The following is a 24,118-nucleotide window of genomic DNA, read 5'->3' on the forward strand; positions in this document are numbered from 1 at the left end:
CAAATGATTTATTATGGAATACGTACTGACACATTATCAATCTGTACAGTCGCATTATCGTCGTACCACACACGGAACTGATAGGCATGCCCCAGTACAAAATCAGCCCCCATAATCATGGACTGATACGTATCAGCGGCATTGAAATCACTGCGCAGCACGGCTTTTTCGCCAGTTACTTTATTGCCTGTTCCGTCATAGATGTCGAGATTCAGCACCCGCTCGGAACCGCCTGTCGGATTGTCGATCTTAATGCGGAAGTCGACCTTAAGACTTCCGGAAGGGAGATCCACTACACCGGGGCCATGCAGCATATGACCTGCCGCATGTTCCTGCGGATTCGCATACCAACCATCTGCGGCTGCAGCTCCCGTATTATGGCCGAAGTCACGCTCCGCTTCGAAAATACGCCTCGTATAGTTCGCCGATACGTGGATCGGAATCTGCGCTTCAAGGCCATTGTACGACGCCTTCACGATGGCATCTCCGCCTTGAAGCACCTGCAGAACGCCGCCAGCACCGATAGTGACCGTAGCTTCACCTTGCGCGACGGTCCAAGTTCCATCTGTCGTCAGATTAACGTCCGGCTTGCCTTGTTCGCTCGCTTTCCCCCACAGCTGAAGCTGCTTTTGCCCTGCATCGGTTCCGAACACCAACGAGGTTACGTTCGATCCTCCGAATTTAAAATAAAGCGATTGTGTATTTGGCTTCGTTATTTCTGGCATATCCAGTCTCACGTGGTCAACTTTGACGTTCGCCTTATCTTCGAAATGCACACGGAATTCATAGGTGCTGCCAAGCGAAAAGTCGACGTCCTCTAAACTTATATCCATGTACTGATCTTGTACGGCAAAATCCCGTAACTTCAGCTCTTTTGAAGCAATAATTTGATCAGCACTCGCATTGTTAATATCAATGATAGCAATGGTATCATCAGATCCAGTCGCACCCGAAGCCTTCATGCGGAAAGTGACATCATGCACACCTGATGGTAAATCGGCCACATAAGGTCCATATAACATATGGCCGGGTCCGTGCTGCTCGATATTTGCCAACCAGCCATCTCCATCAAGCGCCCCTGTGTTATGCCCGAAATCGTTCTCGGCTTCATAGAGCCTCTGTGCTAAATTACGGTTCATCACGACGGTGACTCGATCTATTTTAACCTTGGCGTTGCCATCATACCAAGCTCTGAACTGATAAGAATGACCTGCCACAAAGTCGGCTTCAAGTGTCGAATTATGGTATGTGTCGGCGCTTTGGAACTCGGAGCGATGCACGGCTTTCTCAGCCACAACTACTCCGGCTGTATCATCATAGATATCTAGATTCAGTACACGATCATTATCGCCAGTCACACCGTCAATCATGGTTTTGAATTTGACTTGGTTGCGGCCTGCAGGAATGTCCGAGGCACCTGGTCCGAAGAGCATATGTCCGGCAGCATGCTCCTGCGGATTAGCTGACCAGCCATCACCATCCAACTTCCCTGTGTTATGGCCAAAATCGGTTTCCGCCTCATACACCTTGTTGGCTATTTCCGTATCCTCTTTCGGTACGTTATTTTGAATTAGCTTCACCATTTTTTCAGGCGTTACGACTTGAACATCGCCTTGAAGTTGATCGATAACAGCCTTTGCTTCGTCCATCGAGGATGACCAGGCGTGAACGAGAATGAGAGAGTAGCCTGCAGCACTCTTCGGATTTCTTGGAGCCGCATTGATATGCTGGGCAACCGAATTAACATCGCTTCCAGCGATGCCATGCCATAGCATTTCACGCGGAGTGACGATGGGCTTATTGTTAGACCATTTCAAGGCTCCGTTTAACGCTTTATGGTTACTGTATTCCAAATAAATAACGCCATCGATATTCGGCTGAGCCATATACTTATCCCACATCGCCTTTTTGTTGAAAGCATTAAAATCAATAACTTCAACAAGCGATAAATCAGCTTTGCCCATATAAGTGTTTAACCTATTGAGATGTATATCCAATTCCTGCTCCGGGTACATGGACGGATACATATATCCGCCGCCTGACGGACCAACGACAAAATTATCTTTCTTTGTACCATCCGTATACAAACGTTCCAGAACAGTCGGTGCCAAATCCATCATGCTGGGAGAAACAGCCCAACCCATATCGAAATTCCCACGGTTTGGGTTGCCAAACCATGGCTTGCCCTTCTCGGCCAAATCATTTAGCATCCATTGAATATTATCACCATCTGACATGACGAATGACACATAATGCACCTGATCCTGAACTGCAGGCTGCGTCTGATCCTTCTGTTTGAGCTCTTTGATGTTAAAGCTGCTTAACACTGACAAATTATAGGCATGATCTGCCGGCAGTGTATATACACCCGCTGATGAACTCGGACGTATGAAAGCGTCTTCACCATTTGACGCATCTCCCCAGCCTAAAATGACAGCATCTGGATCCGCGTCCGCAACGACGGATTGTCGGAACGCGCTGTTCCCATCATAAAAGGTGAAAGCGTTAGCCATTACAGCGTAATCTCGTAGTTTACCGCCCATACCGGACGCCAATTCTTCGCTCGTCTCCCCTTTTTGCTCGATCAAGGTGCGATGGTTGAGCTGGTTCCAGTAGTTTTGCTTGACCCATGCTTCATCCTTCGTTGAGAGATCCATCGTTTGCTTATAGCCTTTGGCTTGTTTGACATCACCTTTTTCAATTAAGATGGCTTGCTTCAAATGGGCTAGTGAAGTAGCTGCATTGATGGAGCTGTTCCCCTTTTCCCATAGTAAATAGCCGTCGAACTGCTTCTTGAATTCCTTCACGAGCTTCCAAGGATCACGGATAAATTCCGTTTTCACCCCGTATTTTCGGACCAAATCGTCCAGCCATATCTTGTAATTCCCGGAATCGGGCAGTATGTAAATTTGATTAGAGGACTTATTAGCGAGCAGCCCTTGCAGCGAAGCGATCATGACACTTTCCGTTTCCGACATATCGCCCAAACGGATCACATAAAGCTTTTTGGCTTTAACAGCAGCCTTTACATAATTAGCGTCCAATTGCGGCGAATCGCTTTGAGAAAGAGTTGTTTCATGATCTGACTCTGATTCATTAGCTGCAGCGGATGGAGACACAGATGTTCCTAAGAGTGAGATGACAATAGAAAAGCATACAAACAAGACGAATAAACTGGTTTTTCTCATTATAAACCTCCTCATAATTTGAATGTATGACTGGATTGACTTGTCATTCGAATTATACAATATATTATTAACATATTCTACATGTCATTTAGATCATTTATAATTTCTACTTACTACTAGATAGACTTGTAGGTGGGCCTCAGATCCTATGCAATCGATGGTGATCAATAAACAAAAAAAAGCCAAGCCAGGTTCCGCACAGCATCCCTGACTCAGCTTATTCAATTCATCCATATTGCATTTACATATGTCATTTTGTTTCTGGTACCAGAAACAAATCAGAAGAATTCAACATCTCAATGATCCTGTCGGCTGGCACCGGTTTGCTGATGAGAAATCCTTGAATCTGATCGCATCGGTATGTTTGAAGGATGCGAAGCTGCTCCGGCAGCTCAACTCCCTCCGCTACTACGGTTAGCTGAAGCCGATGAGCCATTTCGATCAACGACGATACGACGACTTGGCTTCGAATGTTATCTGCCAGTTGATCGATTAACGTTTTATCAATCTTCATACATTGTATGGGGAGTTGACATACATATTTCATTGAAGAATAGCCTGCTCCAAAATCATCAATGGAAATCATAAAACCCAGATTACGCAATTCGAGTAATATGTTGATCACTTCTTCAAAGTTTTCGATTGCAAAACTTTCCGTCACTTCTAGCTCAAAATGGCATGGATCGACCTCTTCCTCTGCGAACACACCGCGAATTCGGTCAACGAAGTTTGGCTGCAGCAATTGGACGCCGGAAATATTAATGGCAACGATAAGAGGCATGTTCAAGGATTTCTTTCGCCATGCGATGAATTGCCGGCATGCCGATCGCATGATCCATTCACCTATCTCATTAATGATTCCGGAATACTCAGCAATGGGAATAAATTCATAAGGAGATACATGTCCGAGTTGTCTGTTCGTCCACCTGAGCAGCGCTTCCACCCCGACAATTTGATTCCGTGCCAAGTCCAGTTTCGGCTGGTAATGAAGAGTAAGCTCGTCGTTGTCAATCGCACATTTCAAGTATTGCTCTAAAAGCATTCTTCTGGTCCGAATCGCTTCAATTGATTCCGAATACACACGGTAATTATTTTTGCCGGATTCTTTGACATCCAGCATAGCCACATCGGAATGATGAAGCAGGCTTTCCGAATCCTTACCATGATCAGGATACAGACTTATTCCGATACTGGCTGAAATTGTGGCACGATAGCCATCTAGATCGTAGGGCACATTAATCGCCTCTCTGATTACCTTCGCCAGGTGCTCAATTTGCTTGAAGTCGTGAACGTTATGGGAAACGATGCAAAACTCATCGCCCCCCAATCGGCAAAGGAATTCCCCCTCCTTCATACAAACCCGTAATCTCCCGGCAACCTCAATCAGCAGCAAGTCTCCTGTATGATGTCCCATCGTATCATTGATCAACTTAAAGCGATCCAAGTCGATGAAGATTACGGCAAAGCGGAATGGTAGCTGATGGTTTTGTTTAATGATTTTCTCCAGATACTCGAAAAAAGCTTTTCGATTGGTGAGACCGGTCAAATTATCATGATCCGCTTGATATTGAATTTCGTTTTGTGATTTCTCAAGCGACGTCATCATGTGGTTAAACGACTTCTCGAGCTGGGTAATCTCATCTTTGCCGGATTCCTGAATGCGAATCGAAAAATCCTGTTTTGTTTTGATCACATTCATCCCATTGATCGTGCGATTCAATCTAGCAAATATCGTTCGCTGAAGGACACAACTAATAATGAAAAAGAAGACCAACCCAGAAAGCCCGAAATAGAACATATAAAAAAAGATACTTCTTTGGGCTTCCTTATATAGTTCTCTTGGCTTCACGAACTTCAGGAGAACGGCTGGTTTATTATTGACGTCTGTTAGCAGGGAGAAGCCTGTGATCGTCGATTTATCAGACTCGGTCCAAAAAGGCATGACTCGTTTTCTGGAAACGGTTACAGTTGTAGCTTGAACAGGAGGAATAAAAAATGGATCCACAATAGATATACTTAAAGGCATGTCCGTTTTTTCGGAAATATACTGAACGTAATTCGAGTCTAAGAAACGCGCGAAAACCAACGTTCCATGTACGGGTCCTTCATTGTTGCTCGTTAAAATTGGGTATGAGGTTGCGATCAGCGGTTGCTTATCAACAATCAATAACCCCATCTTCCGGGAAGAAGCGTCCGACTGATCAAAGAAAGAAGCATACTCTGTCTGTAAGGTATGGATGAATGTAGTCGGATAGTCGAGAGGGCGGTTATTGCCATAATCGTAAGCTTTTCCGAAGTAAACTTGCTTCCGATTGTTCATCAGAAGCGTTATATTAAGACGACTTGACATAAATAATGAATCGGTAAAATTGACAGTGAGATAAGGATCGTTAGAAGCAGGAATCGTCGGCCTATCGATAAAGTTGTATGTATCGTCCCAGCCCGCATAATTAATTGCAATTGCACCTAGATTTGTATACTCATCAAAATAAGAGAGAAGGTTTTTCTTCATGTTTTCACGCAAATTTTCAAGCTCCATCCGCTCATAATTGTGCAAAAGAGCTCTCTCAGAAATGAAGTATAGAAGTGAAAGCATGCAAAGCGTGGTCATCCCAACGTAGATGATGATTTTCCGGCGAAGCGACATAGCAACATCAACCTCCAATGATGAATTTCTTTTTGCGATAGTCCTTAGGTTGAATAGCTGCCAATCATCTCCATTAAAAAAACCACATCAATTTAATAGAGATGTGGTTTTCTTTTACGGTAACTGGCTGTTTCTGCGGGTTTGCCCTTAACAGAATTCCTATATGTATGTATCTAATTTGATTATAATGGACTATAAATAACAACACAATAAATAGTTCTTAAGTATTATAAATTCGGGCTATCATTAGGTATTGAGCGGTTTCCCAAATCAACGAAAATAAGCTAAGTCACAGTTGTTATAACCATCTGGACTTAGCTTATTCCAAGAATTCCATTTACCTCCGCCTTGAATCCGCGAAAACTCAATAAATTAACTGTGTATGATTAAAGGCACAACTTTCCCTTCATTCACATCTATTAAACCAAAATCCGTTATTTTCAGTGCAGGACTAACTGGTAAAGAATGCGTGCTGATCGACATAATCGGATTATAATGGCAGTAGCCTAACGATTCCATGGCCTTGCGCAGCTGCTCAACTTCCTTGGCAACTTGCTCCAAAGGGACTTCAGTTAAAATACCTCCGACAGGCAGCTCAAGACTAGCGATCACCTTGCCGTTCTCAACAACACTGAAGCCCCCTTGATTCTTGATGACCTCATTAGCCGCGATCATCATATCGACGGGATTGTGCCCGACAACAAGCATGTTATGGTTATCGTGGGAATAAGTCGTTGCTATGGCTCCTCGCTTGATCGTATCCCCGCCGATTAAACCATAAGCGCGATTCCCGTTTTTTCCGTAGCGTTCAAACGTAGCAATGAGTCCATAGCCGCTATCCTGCCAGTTAAGCTTCCCTTGTCGAACTTCTACATCAACCTGATGCTCCTCTGTAAACGTGGAGCCATCCTTTACCATCATTGCTCGGCACGCATAGCGGCCATCAGCTACTTCTGTGTTCACTGAGAAGTCCGCTTCTGTTAACGGTGACATGTGAACGCTTTGATAGTAGTGATCTGGAAAAGCGGGTGAATGGTCGGTAGGTTGGTACGGTTCGTTCACGTCATAGACCTTGCTGCCATGCTTGTACACTTGGTCGATAGTCAGCTGCTCCAGATTGGATATCAGTTGAAAATCGCCAATTTTACCGGGCGCAATAACGCCGCGATCATACATCCGCATTCTTTTGGCTGGAGAAAGCGTACTGGCATAAATCGCCTGCTCAGGCTTCATCCCCATCCCAATCGCTTTACGAACAAGGTGATTCAAGTGGCCCCGGCGCTCGAAGGAGTCGGCCATCACATCATCGGTAACAAAGCAATAATGCTCGGATACCTCATGCTCCATCAAATACGCCATCACTTCAGGCGTCATGGATTTTTCTTGAATTTCAATAAACATACCCGCAGCGATCCGAGCTTCCATGCCCTCGATCGATTGATGTGTATGATCGGAATCTACCCCGCTAAAGATCATTCGATGCAAATCCAGATCTATTAATTTCGGGACATGTCCTTCAATAATGAGATGAGGATAATTACTGCGGATATGATGTAAGATGTGATTCGTTTTGCAGTCAGGATCCGTAATGACATCTACGTAGTTCATGATTTCGCCTAAACAAATGATACGTTCCGTACGAAGCAGTTCGTCCAAATCCTCAATTTCAATCGCACCTCCGGTCGTTTCCATCGAAGTAGCAGGAACCGAACTCGGGATGGCGTAGAACATGTCCGCCACACAATGCTGGCTAGCTTTAATGAATTCCTTCACCCCATCAAGTCCGAAAACATTGGCGATCTCATGAGGCTCTGGGACGATGGTTGTAACACCGTTGCGAATGAGTCCATAAGAGAACGTCTCTGGCGTGACCATCGTACTTTCGATGTGCAGATGGATATCAATAAGGCCGGGAATCATATAACGTCCTTGTCCGTCCAAGTGCTCGTCTGCTTCGAAGCTATCGGCAGCCCGTTCCCCGATATATAGAAACCTTCCATCTAAGATCGCTGCATTACCTTGGATGAATGTTTTAAAATAACTATTATAAATTCGTACATTTTCAATCAGTAAATCTACACGCATCTGCCTTCGCCTCCAAGTACATTACTCAACTAGAACTAATTTCTCGCTAGGAAAAAGAAGCCGGACCTCTTGACCGTTCAGGTAAGGAAGTTCCATTTCTTTATTCACTGTGAAATTTCCCAGCTCCGTCTCGACAACGTATTGATAGCTTCTTCCAAGGAAGGTGCTAACCTTGACGCGGCCTGTCAATCGATTCGCTCCTGCCTCGATTTCATCAGGCATTCCAATCACGACATCATCCGGACGAATAGCTCCTTGCTTGCCCAGCTGTTCTCCTTTGCTTGCGTGCTTCGTAACGGCGAACATATAATCTTTCACTTTCAACGCAATCTCTTCGTTTCCATCGAACCTTGAATCGAAAGTAATAAAATTCGTAAAGCCAATAAACCGAGCCACAAACTCTGTTTTTGGATATTTAAATATCGCCGCTGGAGCGCCAAGCTGTTCAATGATGCCTTTATTCATAATCGCAACTTGATCAGAGATGGAGAAGCACTCTTCCTGATCATGCGATACATAGACAGTAGTAATACCAAGCTCCTGCTGGATGCGGCGGATCTCCACCCGCATGTTAATGCGCAGATTTGCGTCCAAGTTGCTTAGCGGTTCGTCGAAGAGCAGCAATTCCGGCTCGATCACAAGCGCCCTGGCAATCGCGACCCGCTGTCTTTGGCCGCCTGAGAGCTCCTTCGGAAAACGCTTTTCGAAGCCGGACAAACTTACGATATCGAGGATATTTCGAACCCGCCGATCGATCTCTACCCCACTCACTTTCCGAAGACGCAGACCGAAAGCTACATTATCATAAATGGATAAGTGTGGAAACAAAGCATAGCTCTGAAACACGAATCCGAAGTTCCGTTTGTTGACGGGAACGTGCGTATAATCTTTTCCGTTTAGTGAAAATTTGCCCGCCCTTGCTTCAATAAATCCCGCAATTAGCCGCAAAGTCGTCGTTTTCCCGCATCCACTAGGACCGAGCAGTGAGATCAGACTTCCTTTTTCAACACTTAAGTTGAAGTCCTGCAGAATATATTGCTGGTCATAGGCAACCGAAATATTTTCCAGTGATAGCAATGCCATGGATGAAAGCCTCCGTTATCGTTTGGTGAAATAGGATAAACCCATCAACCGTTCAATGATGAACATAAGTACGGCAGTGAAGAGCATTAGTAAGACAGATATAGCCGCAATTGTAGGGTCAAAATGATTCTCCACATACGTCAGCATCTGTATGGGCAGCGTACTGACTCCGGGCCCCGTCATAAAGACCGAGATGTCGACATTATTAAATGATTCTAAAAATGCAATAAGAATGGCTGCGATAATACCGGACTTGATATTCGGTAAGACTACTTTGAAAAAGGTTTTAAGCTGACCAGCGCCAAGACTTAAAGCAGCTTCCTCAATCGCAAAATCGAAATTCGATAAACTTGATGCAATAACGCGGATAATAAATGGAAGCATAATCACAGTATGTCCAATCAGCAAAGCTGCATAGATCGGCAGGTGATAAGTGACGATAAGGTACTTGAGCATTGTAAACCCAAGCACGATACCTGGAATAAGTACTGGGGAAATAAAAATCGCATTAAGCGCCCCTTTCCCCTTAAACTCAAACCGGCTTAACGCATAAGCCGCTGGGATACCAAGCAGCAGTGCAAACAAATTACCGATCAACGATACGATAACAGAGGTACCCGCGGTCGTCATGAACATCTTGACTTCCAAAATGTTGCGGTACCATTTCAATGAGAATCCTGTCGGTGGGAATTTCAATACACTCCCCGGCTCAAATGAAGCAAATGCAATAATGACGAGCGGCCCGAGCAAGAACATGTAGACAAGAAGCGTAAATAAGGCCAGTCCTCGATTCTTCTCCCGCATACTTCTACCCCTTCGGATTTAATTTAGTAGCCAGTTTGTTCATAAGCGCGATAACCACGAAGGTGATCACGATCATAATCACGGCAATAACGGAGGCGAGATACCAATCGTTCAGAGTAATTGCATTCTGATATAGGAATGTAGAAATGACCCGCTGCTTGCCTCCGAGCAAAGCCGGTGTCGTATAAGCTGTCAGGCTTCCGACAAAAACAAGGATACTGCCTATAATTAATCCGGGTACACTAAGCGGCACGATGACCTTGACGAAGGCCGTAAATCGGTTAGCTCCCAAGCTCTCCGCCGCTTTGATCAGATCCGGATCTATATTCTCAAGAACACCGACCAACGTAATAATGATGAGCGGAAGAAACAAATGGAGAAGACCAATCATCATCGCAGCTGGCGTGTACAAAATATCGAGTGGCTCTTGGATGATACCAATGGCCATCAAGGCATTATTGAGCAGCCCTTTTTTACCCAAAATAATCATCCAGCTGAACGACCTGACAACCGAGCTCGTAAGCAGCGGGAAAATAGCTAATGCAAGTAATATCGCCTTTTGTCGCGGACTCTGTTTAGAGATGAAGTAAGCCACAGGAAATCCGAGCAATATGCAAAATAGGGTGGTTACCAAGCTGACACGCAGCGTCGTCCACACGATTTTGAGAAAATAAGGGTCTTTAAAGAAGCTTAAGTACCCTCCAAGTGTAAATGTCCCTTTATCAAAAAAGGTTGAACCTATCGTAAGAAGGATCGGTACCACCATGAAAACCGTCAGGAACAGTAGTCCCGGTAGCAATAATAAAAATAAGTACGTTTTTTTCATGTAGCTTTACTCCTGTTCCTGGGTTCGCTAGGCACGCAGCGCGTGTATAAAAAGCTGGAGGAATTCATCAGCCGATACTTCCGTACACACATGAACATTTGCCTCTTTGGACAAGCGGTTCTGGAAATCGCATACGGTTTGCCCGTCGCACAGCTCACTTCGGGTTTCGACATCAACGTAATAATGGCGTGTCGTGACAAGCTGTTTATTCAGAGCCACTCCAACTGCAAGTGGATCATGAAGCGCACAAGCCCGAACCCCGTTGCGTTCATAGTAACGCTTCATGTAATTCGCGGTGCTTTCCTGAACATATCGGGCTATGGGAGAATCTCCTAGCTCACGGATATGTTCTTCAGTCAGCAGCGCTTTACGTGTCACATCCAACCCTACAAGGGTTAAGGATGGAAAACCTGCCTGGAAAACGATCTTCGCAGCTTCCGGATCGACGTACATATTGTACTCCGCCGTAGGTGTTACATTGCCGAAGCCTTGAACGACGCCCCCCATCACAATCACTTCCTTGACCTGATGAATCAGATCAGGATGCTTCATAACCGCCAAAGCCAGATTCGTTAGCGGCGCGGTCATAACCAAAGTGACTTCTCCGACGTGCTTCCGCACTTGTTCCACAATAAAATCGGAGGCATGTCCAGCGGTCGTCTGCATATGAACTGACATATCGCTTAAAGCGCCGCCAAGCCCGTCATTTCCGTGGACATGATGCTCAAAGTGAGAAGCTCGCATCAAAGGCTTGTCTGCCCCTTTAACGACAGCAATCTTCTCTTCCATCCCAAGCAGTTGGAGGATCTTACATGTATTCTTGGTCGCTTGGTCCAGCGAAACATTGCCATTCACGGTTGTAATTCCGAGAACATCCATCTCTCCGCTGCGGACGGCCAACAGAATACCTAGCGCATCATCCACACCCGTGTCTACATCTAGGATGACCTTCTTTTTCATGACTAAGCCCCCTTTAAGTCCTATTGAAGAAATCAAGGGTATATCAGCATATACCCTTGATTGATATTAATTATTGAGCAACTTCCTTGTTCCAACGGGCAATCCATGCTTTGAGATTCTGATTGACGAATTTCATATCCAATTTGCGAAGTTTACTCACGACGTCAGCGCCATAGGTAATCCCCGTAGCTTCTTCAGGCGATAGCTGAAGTGTCGTATTTACAGGTGAATCTACTTTTGCTTTTGCTGATTTCTCCTGTACTTCCTTGCTCAAATGCCAGTTGATGAAATCTTCAGCAAGCTGCTTATTTTTACTTCCTTTAATCACGTTGACCGTGTTCATAACGGCGTAAGCTCCTTCTTGCGGGGAGACGAACTTCGTTTCTGGAACAGCCGCTTTCAAATCCTTCACATACATTTCCATGATAGGTCCAGCTGCAATTTCCCCTTGCGAGAACATGTTAACGAATTCGGAAGTTTGGCCGTAGTATTTAACGACTCCTTTATTCACTTCCTTAACCTTTGCGAAAGCTTGATCCTCATTAAACGTCGTGCTACCCGCGACAACAGATGCTGCATCCAAAACCATTGGACCTGTTGTTGACGTGATGTTAGGAAGTGTCAGCTTCTTGGAAAGCTCAGGGCTCCAGAGGTCGCTCCATGACTTGATCTCTTTGGTAGTTGCTTTCGGATTGTAGGCAATACCCAATCGACCTACCGTGTACGCAGGACCGTAATCTTCACCTAGTGGCGCCTTAGCCAAATCATAAATGTCTTTCAAGTTTGGAATACGACTGCGGTCGATCTTATCGAACAGTCCAGCTTCAATTCCTTGTTGTGCGTAATAGTCGGATAAATAAATGAGATCCACACTAGAGCTGCCTTGTTTCACTTTGTTCAAACGTTCTGCGTTGTTGCCTATTTCTAGAACGATCTTAGCATTATGTTCTTTCTCAAATGGTGCGTACACTTCTTTCTTAAAGAAATCATCCGCAAAACCCCAGGTGGAAATGATTAATGTTGTAGGTTCCCCTTTGGATGCCGCTGTGGCAGCTGCTGTGGGTGCTGTTGTAGCTCCACTTGTATTACCCTGGTCCTTCGCTGGCGCTGTGCCGCAACCTGTCAAGGCTAGTCCTACTACAGATAAAGAAATTAAACCACGAACCATTTTTTGTCTCATCATTTCATCGTCCTCCCAAGTTTTATCATGTATGATTTTAATGCGTGAATCCCCTGTTAAATTTTTACTAGTATTACTCAAGACCCCAGATATATGCGCGTTTCGCCTTAAATCCAGCTATACAAAAAAAAGAAAAGTACCCTTGATAGAAAGAAGCTTCTAATCAAGAGCACTCTTCATTGTAAACAATGTAAAGTGACATCTATTGGTATACATGTGGTTTCCTCTTAAGATAAATCAAAAGAGAACACCGCCCGACTAAACTATTCGGTTTGTTTAAGAATAATGTTCGTGATTGCCCATTGCGTCGGCGGATCATAGTCCCTTAATACGGCATCCATGGATAAGCCAAGTTCTTGCTCCAGCCTGTCCCGGATTCTCTTCTTGTATATAGAGGACATATAAAAATCGACTTCGTGTTTGAGCGTTGGCGCCTCGCCCTCTAATGCGGTTGAACGTGGTGAGCGGCGGTGCTTGGCATGAAAAGTAATAATGTTTTGATCAATGGAAACCTTCAGCAGTGTTGTGCCAAACCCGAACAACTCTTTGGAGATTTCGTTATAGAGGTGACACAGCTTCTTCTTGTATTCATTAGAATCTAGTTGTGGCATGGAATCACCTTCAAGATCAATTATCAACCCTTATGCGTTAAAATCTATCTTAATAATACATAGGATTTCAGAATTAATCAAGAGAATCGTTCGTCTTTCTCACTGAAAAAGGGCGTTATTGACCTACAACACATCTAAATGATCCAATTTCCCGAATGTCTTACAAATATTGCTTGATCGTAGTGACAGATAAACGTAAAAAAACGCTCAGGCAGCATAACACTTACTTGGTTAACACAAATCAAGGGCAGTCTCACCGCAACTTTAATACTAGTACTTTATTACTAGTATTAAGAGTGCTATACTTTAGAATAAATGAATAAATCGTAATTCTTCTGTTAAACGATAAGAGCAAAGCTAATGAAAATTAGTGACGCAAAGCTAAAGGAGCTAAGGCGAAATACTTCGCTATGCTTGCCAGTTACCGAAGGAAGGGACATATCCACAACTCCCCTTATTCTTCTTATAAGGGGAGTTTTCCTTATGTAACGGGTAGCCATCTATAACAGTAAATAGCTAGGTAGAAAGTCCCCCTGAAAGGTGATAATTAAAATGGCGAAACTAATGGTTGTAGATGATTCTATCTTTATGCGATTGATGATTAAGAATATCCTCTTAGAATTAGGGCATGAAATTGTAGCCGAAGCATCGAATGGACTTGAGGCAATCTCTCTGTTTTTACAACATTCACCTGACATCATTACGTTGGATATTACAATGCCCGAGATGGATGGTATTACTGCATTAAAGGAAATTAAAAGTTACAAGAGCGATTCAAAGATCATTATGGTCTCAGCAATGGGGCAACAATCCTTTGTCATTGAAGCCATTAACCTTGGCGCTAGAGATTTTATTGTGAAGCCTTTTGATAAAGACAGGGTAGCTGAAGCTGTAAAAAAAGTACTGAATACGTGAATGCCCACAAAGATCTCCACCTGAATGCCTCGCCATTCCACTTTTTGGACCTCCACATTATAATAAAACCTTAGCAATTCACATACTTAAACAGTTAGGCGGAATTTCCCATGCATTTACGATCTAAAGAAAGAGTAATCACATATTTTAGCCGTGATTATGTATTTCGATACGGATTCATTCTAACTCTACTACTGATGACGGTTTTACATGTATTTATTTTTCCAGAGTTTGATATATATGCTTTCTATCTACTATCTGTTATATTCTTGGGCATCGGCTTTTCGAATAAACCGCTGGTCTTTCTAATCATTCTTTGTACAATGGTAGTTTTGTTGAGGTCCTATGTAGAATTCAAACAATTCCCTCCCATGGATTCGTTCATTTCTCTCTGGTGTGTGTATGTGATCATGACCCTTATTGCGGCTAGGATGGAAAATAATTACCAGAAAAAGAGAAAAGTCACTTTTGACTTGATCTCAGCTCTAACGAAATCCTTAGATTCAAGAGATACATACACAGCAAGACATTCTGAGAAAGTAGCTAGTTATGCTTTAAAAATCGCTAATGAGATGAAACTTTCTAGTGAGCAATGTGATGCTATTTATGTTGGCGGCTTACTACACGATATAGGCAAAATCGGTGTACCCGAATATATACTTTCAAAAACAGGACGATTATCGGATGAGGAGTTCAAAGTTATTCAAAAACACCCGGTCATCGGCTACGAAACAATTAAACATATAACTGAATTCAACAAAAACGGAATATTGGATATTGTTCTATATCATCATGAAAAATATGATGGAACAGGGTACCCACAAGGTTTAAAAGGTGAAGAAATCCCTTTATACGCTCGCATCATGGCTGTTGCAGATTCTTATGATGCTATGACATCTACACGTGTTTATAGGGAACCTCTGAATAAAGAATTAGCTATTAGCGAAATTAGTAAAAATAAAGGTTTACAATTCGATCCACATATAGCTGATCTCTTTATTGGGATCTTAAATAGAGAAAAATAGACAAAAACCAGGTAGTAACACAAAAACTAAAGTGTTATTTCCTGGTTTTTATTGAAATTACCTTATTTGATTCCAGACGTCGCAATACCTTCGACAATATAACGTTGTAGTGTCGATGGCTGGTCAAAGGCAGAATAATCCGCGTATAGATGGTGATCGGACCACATCCGTCGACAGTAGCTGCTTTATATAGCTCGCGCGGTAACGTTCGTATAAATTGAACAATTATGTAGATAAAGAATCCTTATACCCCTTTCATGTCAATATAAATGTGGGCGCTTTCTTTTAAAAGTAGCAAATCTTATCATTTTTCCTTGCTGCACCTCGTTTATTCAAATAAGACAAGTCTTTTTTCCTGACTGCTTTTTTTAACTAACTCAATCACCTTTATGGTATTCATTGCATCGTTTGCACTTACGGGTACTGGTTTGTTATCAACAATTGCATGATATATGCCTAGATAATAAGATTCATAAGCGCCTGCTTTGGTCTCAATTTTTCCTTTTAGCGTACGATCACCTACACCTATCGTTAACTCCCCATAGTATTCTTCTTTATCTTTGCCCCAATGAACATCGCCCGGCACCTTACCTTGCTTTAATGCATCCTCTTGCGAATCCAAACCATATTTAATAAAACTGCCTTTATCTCCATGTATCTGAAATTTAGGTCCGGAGCTCTTGATGATCGAACTAGAATGTAAAATGACTCTCAATCTTTCATAACCTAGTATGATATGAAAATAATCATCAACCTCAGAATTTTTTCTTTGAGCAAACACATCGCCATAAATCGTTTCAGGAAGTCCAAATAGATGCAAAGCTTGATCGATAAGATGAGAACCGAGATCATAAAGCATACCTGAGCCCTCGATATTTTGCTCTCTCCATCGATTGGTTACTTCAGGGCGATATCGGTCATAATGTGCTTCATAGGAATATATTTCTCCCAAAACTCCTGATTCCACACTAGTCTTGACGGTCAGGAAATCATTGTCCCATCTTCTGTTATGAAAAACACTTATTATTTTTTTATGCCTAGTTGCAATTTCGATTAATTCCTGCGCTTCTTCCGAATGAATGACAAATGGTTTTTCAACTACAACATGTTTACCTGATAATAAGGCTTGCTTTGCAAAAGGATAATGGGTTGTGTTGGGTGTCGTTATGACAATAAGATCAATAGCAGGATCAGAAAATATGTGTTCAACATCTGAAACGACCACTGCATCAGGACACGCTTCATTTACTTTTTGGGGATTTGAAGAAACGATTTTTGATATTTCTAGTCCTTTAATAGTTTGTATAACCGGCACATGAAACGTTTTCCCTGAAAAACCATAGCCAATAATGCCAACCTTCACTTTTTCCATAAAATCACTCCATTTCGTTAACTTTTGAATGAATTTCTGCACCCATCATAAGTCAAAAAATGAAATGTCGCAAGCATATTTTAAGTTTAATAATTATGATTTTAAGTTTAAAACTTATATTAATGGTCATAATCCTTGAATTATTTAGGTAATAAACTTATAATTAGACATATACTTGTACTGAAAGAGGTAACATAATGAATCAGGATGAAAGAACCCAAGCCATAATCCAATATCTAAAAGATAACCATAAAATCCAACTTGAGGATATTTGTGAGCTGTATGGGGTTTCTCGCGATACGGCAAGACGTGACTTAGTAAAACTTGAAGAAGAAGGAGATATTATTCGAGTTCGAGGCGGAGCCATGCTTACTACCTTGACGAAGGATATTAAGAGCTATAAGGAACGATTACTTGATTCTGCAAATAAGAGGAGCATTGGCCGTATGGCCGCTTCGCTAATAAAAGATGGAGACTTCATCTTAATGGACACAGCAACAACCATACAATTTACAGCTGAATACATGTCTACGAAAAATAACGTTGTTGTAACGAATTCCATAGATATAGCAAGTATTTTGTGTGATAAACCCCATGTAACCACACATCTGCTTGGCGGCGAATTAAATACGTGGCATCGGTATGTCTTCGGTCCTCGTACATTAGAAATGTTAGCTGATATCAAAGTAGATAAATTAATTCTTAGCGCTTGCGGCATTACTTCCGATGGATTAACAGCACCTTCTGTTGACGAGGCCTATGTAAAATTAGAGATGATAAAAAGAGCTGATCAAGTCATTGTATTAGCGGATTCATCTAAATTCAGAAAAAGCCTTTTCCATCGGATTTGTGATTTGGGAAAGATAAATGTCCTTATTACGGATCAAGAACCTGATAGCAAAATGAGGGAAATGTTAATCCATAATGAAGTTGAATTAATCGTAGTCCCTTCGGAAAACTTAAATAACAGTTTGTGACTTCTCTTCTTTACAAACAAAGGAGCATGTTCCGATTTCACTCATGGAACATGCTCCTTCTATTATCTTTTCACAATCACTTTTTATTATTGAGCATAGACAGTATCAAAGTGACTGCTTCTGCTCGGGTGGCCTGATCATTAGGAGCGAAGAGGTTCCCATCTCTGCCTTGGACTAATTTCGCTTCGCTCGCTGCTGTAATATAAGTTTTGGCCCAAGCGGGAATATCATCAGCGTCGGCAAAGGTGGAATTTCGCGTGGTATCCAAGCTTAATCCCAGCGCCCTAACAATCATTGTCGTAATTTCAGCACGCGTAATCTTTTGATCCGAACGGAACGTATTGTCTTCGTAACCTGTCACAATGCCTGCCTTCACTGTAGCGGATATAGAGGTGCTGGCCCATTGCGGGATGCTATCCAAATCTGAAAAGGTAAGCTGCTTATCGTTAACTGGCAAATGAAGCGCCCTAGCAAGTATCACTGCGAACTCAGATCTGGTTATGAGTCCTTGAGGACGGAAGGAGCCATCTTCGTATCCGTTCACAAAACCAAGTTTTGCCGCTTTTTCTATCGCTTCTTTCGCCCAATGTCCAGAAATATCGGTAAACGTCGTCATATTCTTGATCTCGGTCGTGGCTACAGTACCCGCCGAATGCGTGACGGAGGCCAATTTGCTGTTCACAAGCTTCACATCAGTGAGCTCAATCGAAGCTTTTCCCCCGCCGATTACTTCAAAGGTTAGTGTGCATAGGGTCACTTCGCCGTTTTCCCCTGGAGTATTGCCCATCTTGGTACTGGCAAATTGCAAGTGATCCTTCTTCAGGATGGCCGGAACGGTAAATCCCGAGAACGCGCTTTTGGCTGCTTTGAATCGTAATTGGCTGTCGTCATACACGAAATTAACTTCGTAGGCGTATACATCCTGGAGATTTTTCCCTTTTACAGTGACTTCCACTTCTTTGCCAATCTCCGGTTTGTCATTTGAAATGATGAGTGAGTAGGAAGCCGTCTCTGCCGCCAACGTGGTTAGGGGAAGCAAAAGTACGAACATCAGCAAGGCGATGTTAATAATAAGAAGTTTGCGTATCATGTAGAATCTTCCTTTCCCAGGGATACGGCAGATCATTCTATGATCTTCTTAGCAATCGCCGCAATATCAACAATATCGATAACGCCATTACCGTCGAAGTCAGCTGACTTGAACCGGCTCCAATCCGGATGCTTATTGTCCATGCCATAATGAGCGGCTGCGATCGAAAGATCACCGATCGTGTACTTGTTGTCGTTGTTGGAGTCGCCCGGCAGACCAGGATGAGGTGGAGGCGTGATCACTTCAACGCGCATGGACATTGGAAGCGCCTGACTCTCATTTCCCTGCGCATCCCCTAGGGTCGCGCTCGTAACGGCTATCGATCCGCTCGCAGACTGCGTTATCTGCTTCGCACTGAAATTCAAATCGATAAACTCCGTATCGCTCGTTACGGAATGCTCCATCCCCTCGCTTACGACAAGAAGACGAATTTGTCCAGGAACTTGCTGATCCTTCGTATAGAGGCCTACGCCCTCAAGGGTTGACTTCGCATCTTTAAATTGATAGAGGTCCGTATCATACTGGAACAATAAATCCTGCGCCAGTACTGGCTTTTGCACATTCTTCAGTCCGAATCGGACAGTAAACAGATCGCCCGACCTAACAGAGCCAGGACCGCTCAATGTCGTTATCGTTTGCTGAATGACTTTTTTCTTCACATACACCTGTGCCGTCACCGTTTCCCCTTCATAAGCTGCGCTAATCGTCGTGCTTCCTTCGGATGCCCCGGTCACAATCCCTTTGTTATCGACGGAAGCGATACTCCCGTCTGCCGTCGTATACACAGCCAACGACGTTACATCCTTCACGATATTTGACCCGCTGTATGTCGCCGTGACGACAGTTTGATGCGTATCGCCTATTTCTAGATGATAAGACGGACTATCTAGGCTGAGTGTTATTGGCTCTGGTTCGGCCGCTTTGTGCAGTGTAAACTCATCCACCACCCGTCCGCCAACCGTCTTGGTCACAACCTTCAGCTCGTTACCTTTGATGTCCACAACCGCATACATTTGCGTGTTCTCGGCGTCGGTTACTTTCTGCCATTCTCTTGTTGTGAGCGAATAAAACTTAGGTCCAGTGGAACCAGCCACCATGTACGTCGTTCCTTGACCTTCGGCAACAGGCTTGCCAGCTTTCATCGGGAACGTCCGCAAGTAGATGTGGTCATGTCCGTTAATAGCAAGATCAACCTTGAACTCGTCGAACACCGGCACCCACTGCTCTCGTACGTCAGCCGAATCATAGATGCTGCCGTAAGGTCCTCTGTGAAAGCCGACCACTTTCCATTTCTTCGTCGTCTTAGCAAGATCCTGACGCAGCCACTCCTTCTGCTCTTCGTAGGCATACTCGCTATTGAGCACAGCAAAATGCATGTCTTTGTAGTCAAAAGAGAAGTTCGTACCCTTGAGCGTGCTCACTCCGTTGCCAGGCTGGTTAAAGTGAGCAAGGAAATCACTATTCTCCCGCATGCCCATTACTTCATGATTCCCGATGATTGCGACCAGCGTCGTCTTCATCAGATTCTCTTGCGCAGTGCTGAACCACATGTTCCATTCACTTTCTTTAAAGCCGCTGTCGATCATATCACCAGCGTGTACCATAAACTCCGCATCTGGATGCTCGTATACCGCTTTATTCACGGTATTGCCCCACAGCTTGTAGCCATTCAAATCTGCCGCTTGCGAATCGGCAAAGTATAAAAACTTCGTATGATCTCCGATCGATTCCGTCGTCTGGAACGTTCCCTGCGTGCTAACGTTGCCGTTGCCGTCTCCAACACGGTATACGTAACGGGTACCAGGCTCAAGATCATCTGCCGTCGCTTTATGCACCCGGATCGTACCCAGATCATACGTATTGTATACGTTGCTGGTACCTGTATACTTCTTAACGTTCGTTTGCATAAAGTCGGTAAACTCCGACTCTTTGACGATTTCCACAGCTGACGGCTCCGTTCCCGGATGAGTGTGCCATGTAAACGACCTGGATGCCGTCGGGTCTTCACCCATCGTAACGCTGATGTTGTAAGGAGCAGGTGTACCGGCCAGTGGTGATACTTTGAAGCTCATTACCGGGCTGTACATTTGTTCTTTCACCGCTTGCAGCTGGTAGGTCTTCACTACAGCAGTCAAAGCATTTGTCTCTAGCTTGCCCTGCGCGCCAGACACACCAACCTCGCTGCCGTCTGCGAGCAGCTTCGCGCCTTCTACGCCATTGCCGTTTTCATCCGTTACCGTAAACTTCGTCGTATACCCCTGCACGATGCCGAATTCATCCCAGCTTACCTTTAAATGGTTCTTGATCGTCGATGTAATTGGCAGACCAAAGAAGGCAAAATGCGTATCTCCCGAGCTTATAAACGAAATTAAGCCTGCTTGGAAGCCGATTTCATGCGATCCGGTTGCTGCCGCCTTGACTCTGTAACGGATTCGACCGAGCAGGTCATCATCTGAGAGCGCAGCGGTCTGTATGCCGGTCCAAGTTAGCCGAACCGTTCCCTGCACCGTATCTACGGAAGTTTGCCACATGCTGTCGGCCAGCTTGCTGCCTTTTACCGCTTGAAGTTCTTCCACTTTTGCCGGATCGAACCGGAATTCGATTTGACCGTCGCGGATTTGAGCCGTCTTGACCGCTTTTATGTCCAATGTGTACGTATTTCCGGCATAAGTTTCCACAGGGGCCTGATAAACAAGCTTAGGAGCACCTGTGTCCACCGTGAACGTCCATTCCTTCGTCGTTTGGTTGCCGGACAAATCTTTGATTTGAATTTTGGCCTTGTGGACACCGTCTGCCAAAGGCACATCCGGCGTATACCAAATGCGGCCTTCCGGCGGATAAAGCGCATGTGGAACAGGTACATTATCCAAATAGAACCGGATTTTATCCGGATCGATTAGCGTCGTACCCGGATGTGTTGCCGGATCATAGCCAAAGTCTTCTCCGTAAGCGCGGATCATCGGCATGTTCGTATGCACCGCAGCCCCATCTGCCGGCGTTATATTTTTCAGCACTGGTGGATCCATATCATCTTTGGCCGGTCCGTAAAGGGCACGGATTTGGTCCACGTAGATGCTGCCTGCGTCCTTCTTGGCGGCCTGCGTTTCCATATAACGGACAGGCATATCCATCGTTAGCGGAAGCGCTCTTCCTTTGGGAACCGTCGCTTCCACGTATTTCCACCCTGTCCAGTTCACGCCGATGTTCTGATCTGTGAAATCAATCGGTATCACCCCGTTGACGTCACGCATTTGTGCCCGCAGCCAGTGCGTACGGCCATCACCATACACCCACATGCTGATTTTTTCGGGGTATCCTGGAATTTGTATACGGGATGCTGTGTCTTTGGCTGTCAAATACGCACCTGAAGTGCCCGGTTTTCCGGTAAAATCATACTCCAGCTTCAACGACTTGCTCCCAAACCTTACGAAATCTTCATTTGTTTCGATACTTGCTATACTTTTAACAGCCTGTGCGGAAGAGCTTGCGAGATAATTGGTCAATCCGTTTTCAAAATCCTCAAGAATGACCGGAGGTAGACCTACATTCACATCCATAGAAGTTTCTACTCCACGATAACTAACATAGATTTTACCGCTTTTCTCCGTTTCGTTCGCAGCCATGAATGTTCCGCTAGCGTCAATCGTGCCAATGGGCCCTTCAACACGCCATGACAGCCTGCTGTTATCGGCCCGAACCACTTGACCGCTGCGCAGTGCCGTAACGGACAAGACGGCTGACTTACCGGAGGCAAACGTCTTCACCGCATCTGGAAACTTCAGCTCCGTCAGATCATCTACGACTTCAATAGTACCTTTACCAGATGCCAATCCATCGCTGCTGACCGTAATTTCAGCAGTCCCTGCTGCTGATCCTGCGGTGAACTTGCCAGTGTTATCCACTGTCCCTCCTGCAAGATCGACGCTCCAAGCAACTGGACTGGCCCAAGTGGCCGGATGCCCGTTACTATCAACAGCCCCTGCTTTGAACGAAGCGGAAGAGCCGGTCAGCACGCGTTCCAAATTCGGCTGGACCACCAGCTTCGACGCCGCACCCTCAGGTGCCTTGTTGACGAGCAGTAAACCGTTCGCCGTTTTCCGTTCGCCACCGTCAGATGGCCTGTTGAGCAGTGTCCGTGTCGTGTCTCCAGGCAGCTTAACAATGACAGTCGAAGAACCGCCTCCGTCTAAATTAAGCGCCTGAACAACACCTAGGTTTTTCATGATTTGACCTAGTTCTTGCAGCTGCACGCCCTCGCTGAAACCTGGGGCACGGCCGTCAACCTCAATCATCACTACCGAACCGTCAGTCTTCGTGCCGATCGCAGTCCGGGGATGTACAGCTGTGTCGCCATTCGGCTGCACCTCGCCGTCCTTCACCAACAGCGCAGACCCCCCGATGACCATCGACACGTCACGCCATGCCGCTTCCAGCTCGAAACTTGCCGTTAATTCATCTCCGATATGCAGGCTGCTTAATACAGATCTAGCTGTTCCCGATGCCGACAAAACAACCTTTCCTTCTGTAAGAGTACTGTTTCCTTTGTCCTTATGTATGTCAGATACGCGCAGCCTCATCGTCTGCCCGCTTTTAACATCACCTTCCAGGATATCGAGAACGACTTCATCTCCAAGATCATTCGCGGTCGTCGTCGTATGAAAATCTGACGTATAAAGCACAAGTGCATCGGTACCCCGTGTGCGGTTAATATGGGTCAAGGGTGTCGTCTTGCCTGCAATTGTAACCGTTCGGACCAGTTTCGGGCTCGGCCCGTACAGCGAAGTCCCGTCCGTTTTAAGGCCGAAGGCATACCAGTCGTTCGGCGGACTTGTCAATATCCGACCTTCTCCCATAAACATGCCAAGCGGAATCCCATTTGCCAAGTCGTAGAAATCCCCATTCATGCCCGCAATGACCCGATTTCCTGGTTTGTCCGCATCGCTGGCCATCTTAGAGACACCTTGCATCCCATACACCTTGCCGTCCGTTTTGCCTGGCTGTAATTCGAGCTGCGGATTCTTCGGGTCAAACACCACCGTATGTACCTTCTCAAGCCCCCGGTCCAGCTTCATATCGTACCAGCCATATGCAGCACCCGGGCCGATTGGTACGGAACGCTCGTCAATAATTTGGCTATTCATCACTGGAACCGCAGCTAGAGCCGTTCCGTAAGGCAGAAGAGCCGATAGTACCGTCACGCCGCATAACCATAAGGACAACCTGCTTCGAAGCTTCTTCATTCCCGAATCCTCCCGCCTACTATTTTCAGGATCAGGACACCCCCTCTCCCCGAAACCGACGGTAAATGCATCCGTTCCAGAAAAAGGGGCATGCCCTTTTCATTCAATTATCAAG

The 24,118-nt window shown here is 44.8% G+C and carries 15 protein-coding genes, 1 pseudogene and 1 riboswitch; of the genes and pseudogenes, 3 read left to right on the plus strand and 13 right to left on the minus strand.

Annotated elements, in window-relative coordinates:
* Nucleotides 1-11: 11 nt before the first annotated feature.
* From GC102_RS34445 to GC102_RS34485, 9 genes are all read right to left on the minus strand, one after another.
* Nucleotides 12-3,188, minus strand: coding sequence for a GxGYxYP domain-containing protein (locus tag GC102_RS34445; protein WP_171693510.1), 3,177 nt, complete (start codon nucleotides 3,186-3,188; stop codon nucleotides 12-14).
* A 250-nt stretch (nucleotides 3,189-3,438) separates the two neighbouring features.
* Nucleotides 3,439-5,835 carry an EAL domain-containing protein gene (locus tag GC102_RS34450; RefSeq protein WP_171693511.1) on the minus strand — a complete coding sequence of 799 codons (2,397 nt, stop codon included), beginning with the start codon at nucleotides 5,833-5,835 and terminating at the stop codon, nucleotides 3,439-3,441.
* 372 nt (nucleotides 5,836-6,207) lie between these two features.
* A complete protein-coding gene (locus tag GC102_RS34455; RefSeq protein WP_171693512.1) occupies nucleotides 6,208-7,920 on the minus strand; it encodes an adenine deaminase C-terminal domain-containing protein in 1,713 nt (570 codons plus the stop codon).
* A gap of 21 nt (nucleotides 7,921-7,941) precedes the next feature.
* Nucleotides 7,942-9,003: an ABC transporter ATP-binding protein gene (locus tag GC102_RS34460; protein ID WP_171693513.1), complete on the minus strand. Its 1,062-nt coding sequence runs from the start codon at nucleotides 9,001-9,003 to the stop codon at nucleotides 7,942-7,944.
* A 15-nt stretch (nucleotides 9,004-9,018) separates the two neighbouring features.
* Complete coding sequence (locus GC102_RS34465) at nucleotides 9,019-9,807, minus strand: ABC transporter permease (protein WP_171645818.1); 789 nt, start codon at nucleotides 9,805-9,807, stop codon at nucleotides 9,019-9,021.
* Nucleotides 9,808-9,811: 4 nt separating this feature from the next.
* Complete coding sequence (locus GC102_RS34470) at nucleotides 9,812-10,633, minus strand: ABC transporter permease (RefSeq protein ID WP_171693514.1); 822 nt, start codon at nucleotides 10,631-10,633, stop codon at nucleotides 9,812-9,814.
* Between the two features lie 27 nt (nucleotides 10,634-10,660).
* Nucleotides 10,661-11,593 carry a nucleoside hydrolase gene (locus GC102_RS34475; protein WP_171693515.1) on the minus strand — a complete coding sequence of 311 codons (933 nt, stop codon included), beginning with the start codon at nucleotides 11,591-11,593 and terminating at the stop codon, nucleotides 10,661-10,663.
* A 70-nt stretch (nucleotides 11,594-11,663) separates the two neighbouring features.
* Entirely contained in the window at nucleotides 11,664-12,773 is a 1,110-nt protein-coding gene (locus tag GC102_RS34480; protein WP_376769432.1) for an ABC transporter substrate-binding protein, read from the minus strand.
* Nucleotides 12,774-13,036: 263 nt separating this feature from the next.
* The gene (locus GC102_RS34485) at nucleotides 13,037-13,384 is read right to left on the minus strand and encodes a hypothetical protein (RefSeq protein ID WP_057306268.1); all 348 of its coding nucleotides are present in this window, start codon (nucleotides 13,382-13,384) and stop codon (nucleotides 13,037-13,039) included.
* Between the two features lie 340 nt (nucleotides 13,385-13,724).
* Nucleotides 13,725-13,813: riboswitch (cyclic di-GMP riboswitch) on the plus strand.
* A gap of 123 nt (nucleotides 13,814-13,936) precedes the next feature.
* Here GC102_RS34485 and GC102_RS34490 point away from each other — a divergent pair.
* A complete protein-coding gene (locus GC102_RS34490) occupies nucleotides 13,937-14,299 on the plus strand; it encodes a response regulator (protein WP_171693517.1) in 363 nt (120 codons plus the stop codon).
* A 410-nt stretch (nucleotides 14,300-14,709) separates the two neighbouring features.
* Complete coding sequence (locus tag GC102_RS34495; protein ID WP_171693518.1) at nucleotides 14,710-15,324, plus strand: HD-GYP domain-containing protein; 615 nt, start codon at nucleotides 14,710-14,712, stop codon at nucleotides 15,322-15,324.
* 124 nt (nucleotides 15,325-15,448) lie between these two features.
* Here GC102_RS34495 and GC102_RS40440 read toward each other — a convergent pair.
* Both GC102_RS40440 and GC102_RS34505 read right to left on the minus strand, forming a co-directional pair.
* Nucleotides 15,449-15,565: pseudogene (locus tag GC102_RS40440) on the minus strand (ABC transporter permease subunit); the annotation flags it as partial.
* Between the two features lie 87 nt (nucleotides 15,566-15,652).
* Nucleotides 15,653-16,696, minus strand: a complete 1,044-nt coding sequence (locus GC102_RS34505; RefSeq protein WP_171693519.1) for an oxidoreductase — start codon at nucleotides 16,694-16,696, stop codon at nucleotides 15,653-15,655.
* Nucleotides 16,697-16,893: 197 nt separating this feature from the next.
* Here GC102_RS34505 and GC102_RS34510 point away from each other — a divergent pair, with 197 nt between their 5' ends.
* Nucleotides 16,894-17,673, plus strand: a complete 780-nt coding sequence (locus GC102_RS34510; RefSeq protein WP_171693520.1) for a DeoR/GlpR family DNA-binding transcription regulator — start codon at nucleotides 16,894-16,896, stop codon at nucleotides 17,671-17,673.
* Nucleotides 17,674-17,749: 76 nt separating this feature from the next.
* Here the strand turns inward: GC102_RS34510 and GC102_RS34515 are convergent, their stop codons facing one another.
* Complete coding sequence (locus GC102_RS34515) at nucleotides 17,750-18,763, minus strand: S-layer homology domain-containing protein (RefSeq protein ID WP_171693521.1); 1,014 nt, start codon at nucleotides 18,761-18,763, stop codon at nucleotides 17,750-17,752.
* A 32-nt stretch (nucleotides 18,764-18,795) separates the two neighbouring features.
* Complete coding sequence (locus GC102_RS34520) at nucleotides 18,796-24,003, minus strand: phosphodiester glycosidase family protein (protein WP_171693522.1); 5,208 nt, start codon at nucleotides 24,001-24,003, stop codon at nucleotides 18,796-18,798.
* Nucleotides 24,004-24,118 lie beyond the last annotated feature (115 nt).

The organism is Paenibacillus germinis (genome assembly GCF_013141785.1).
GTDB lineage: Bacteria > Bacillota > Bacilli > Paenibacillales > NBRC-103111 > Paenibacillus_E > Paenibacillus_E phytorum.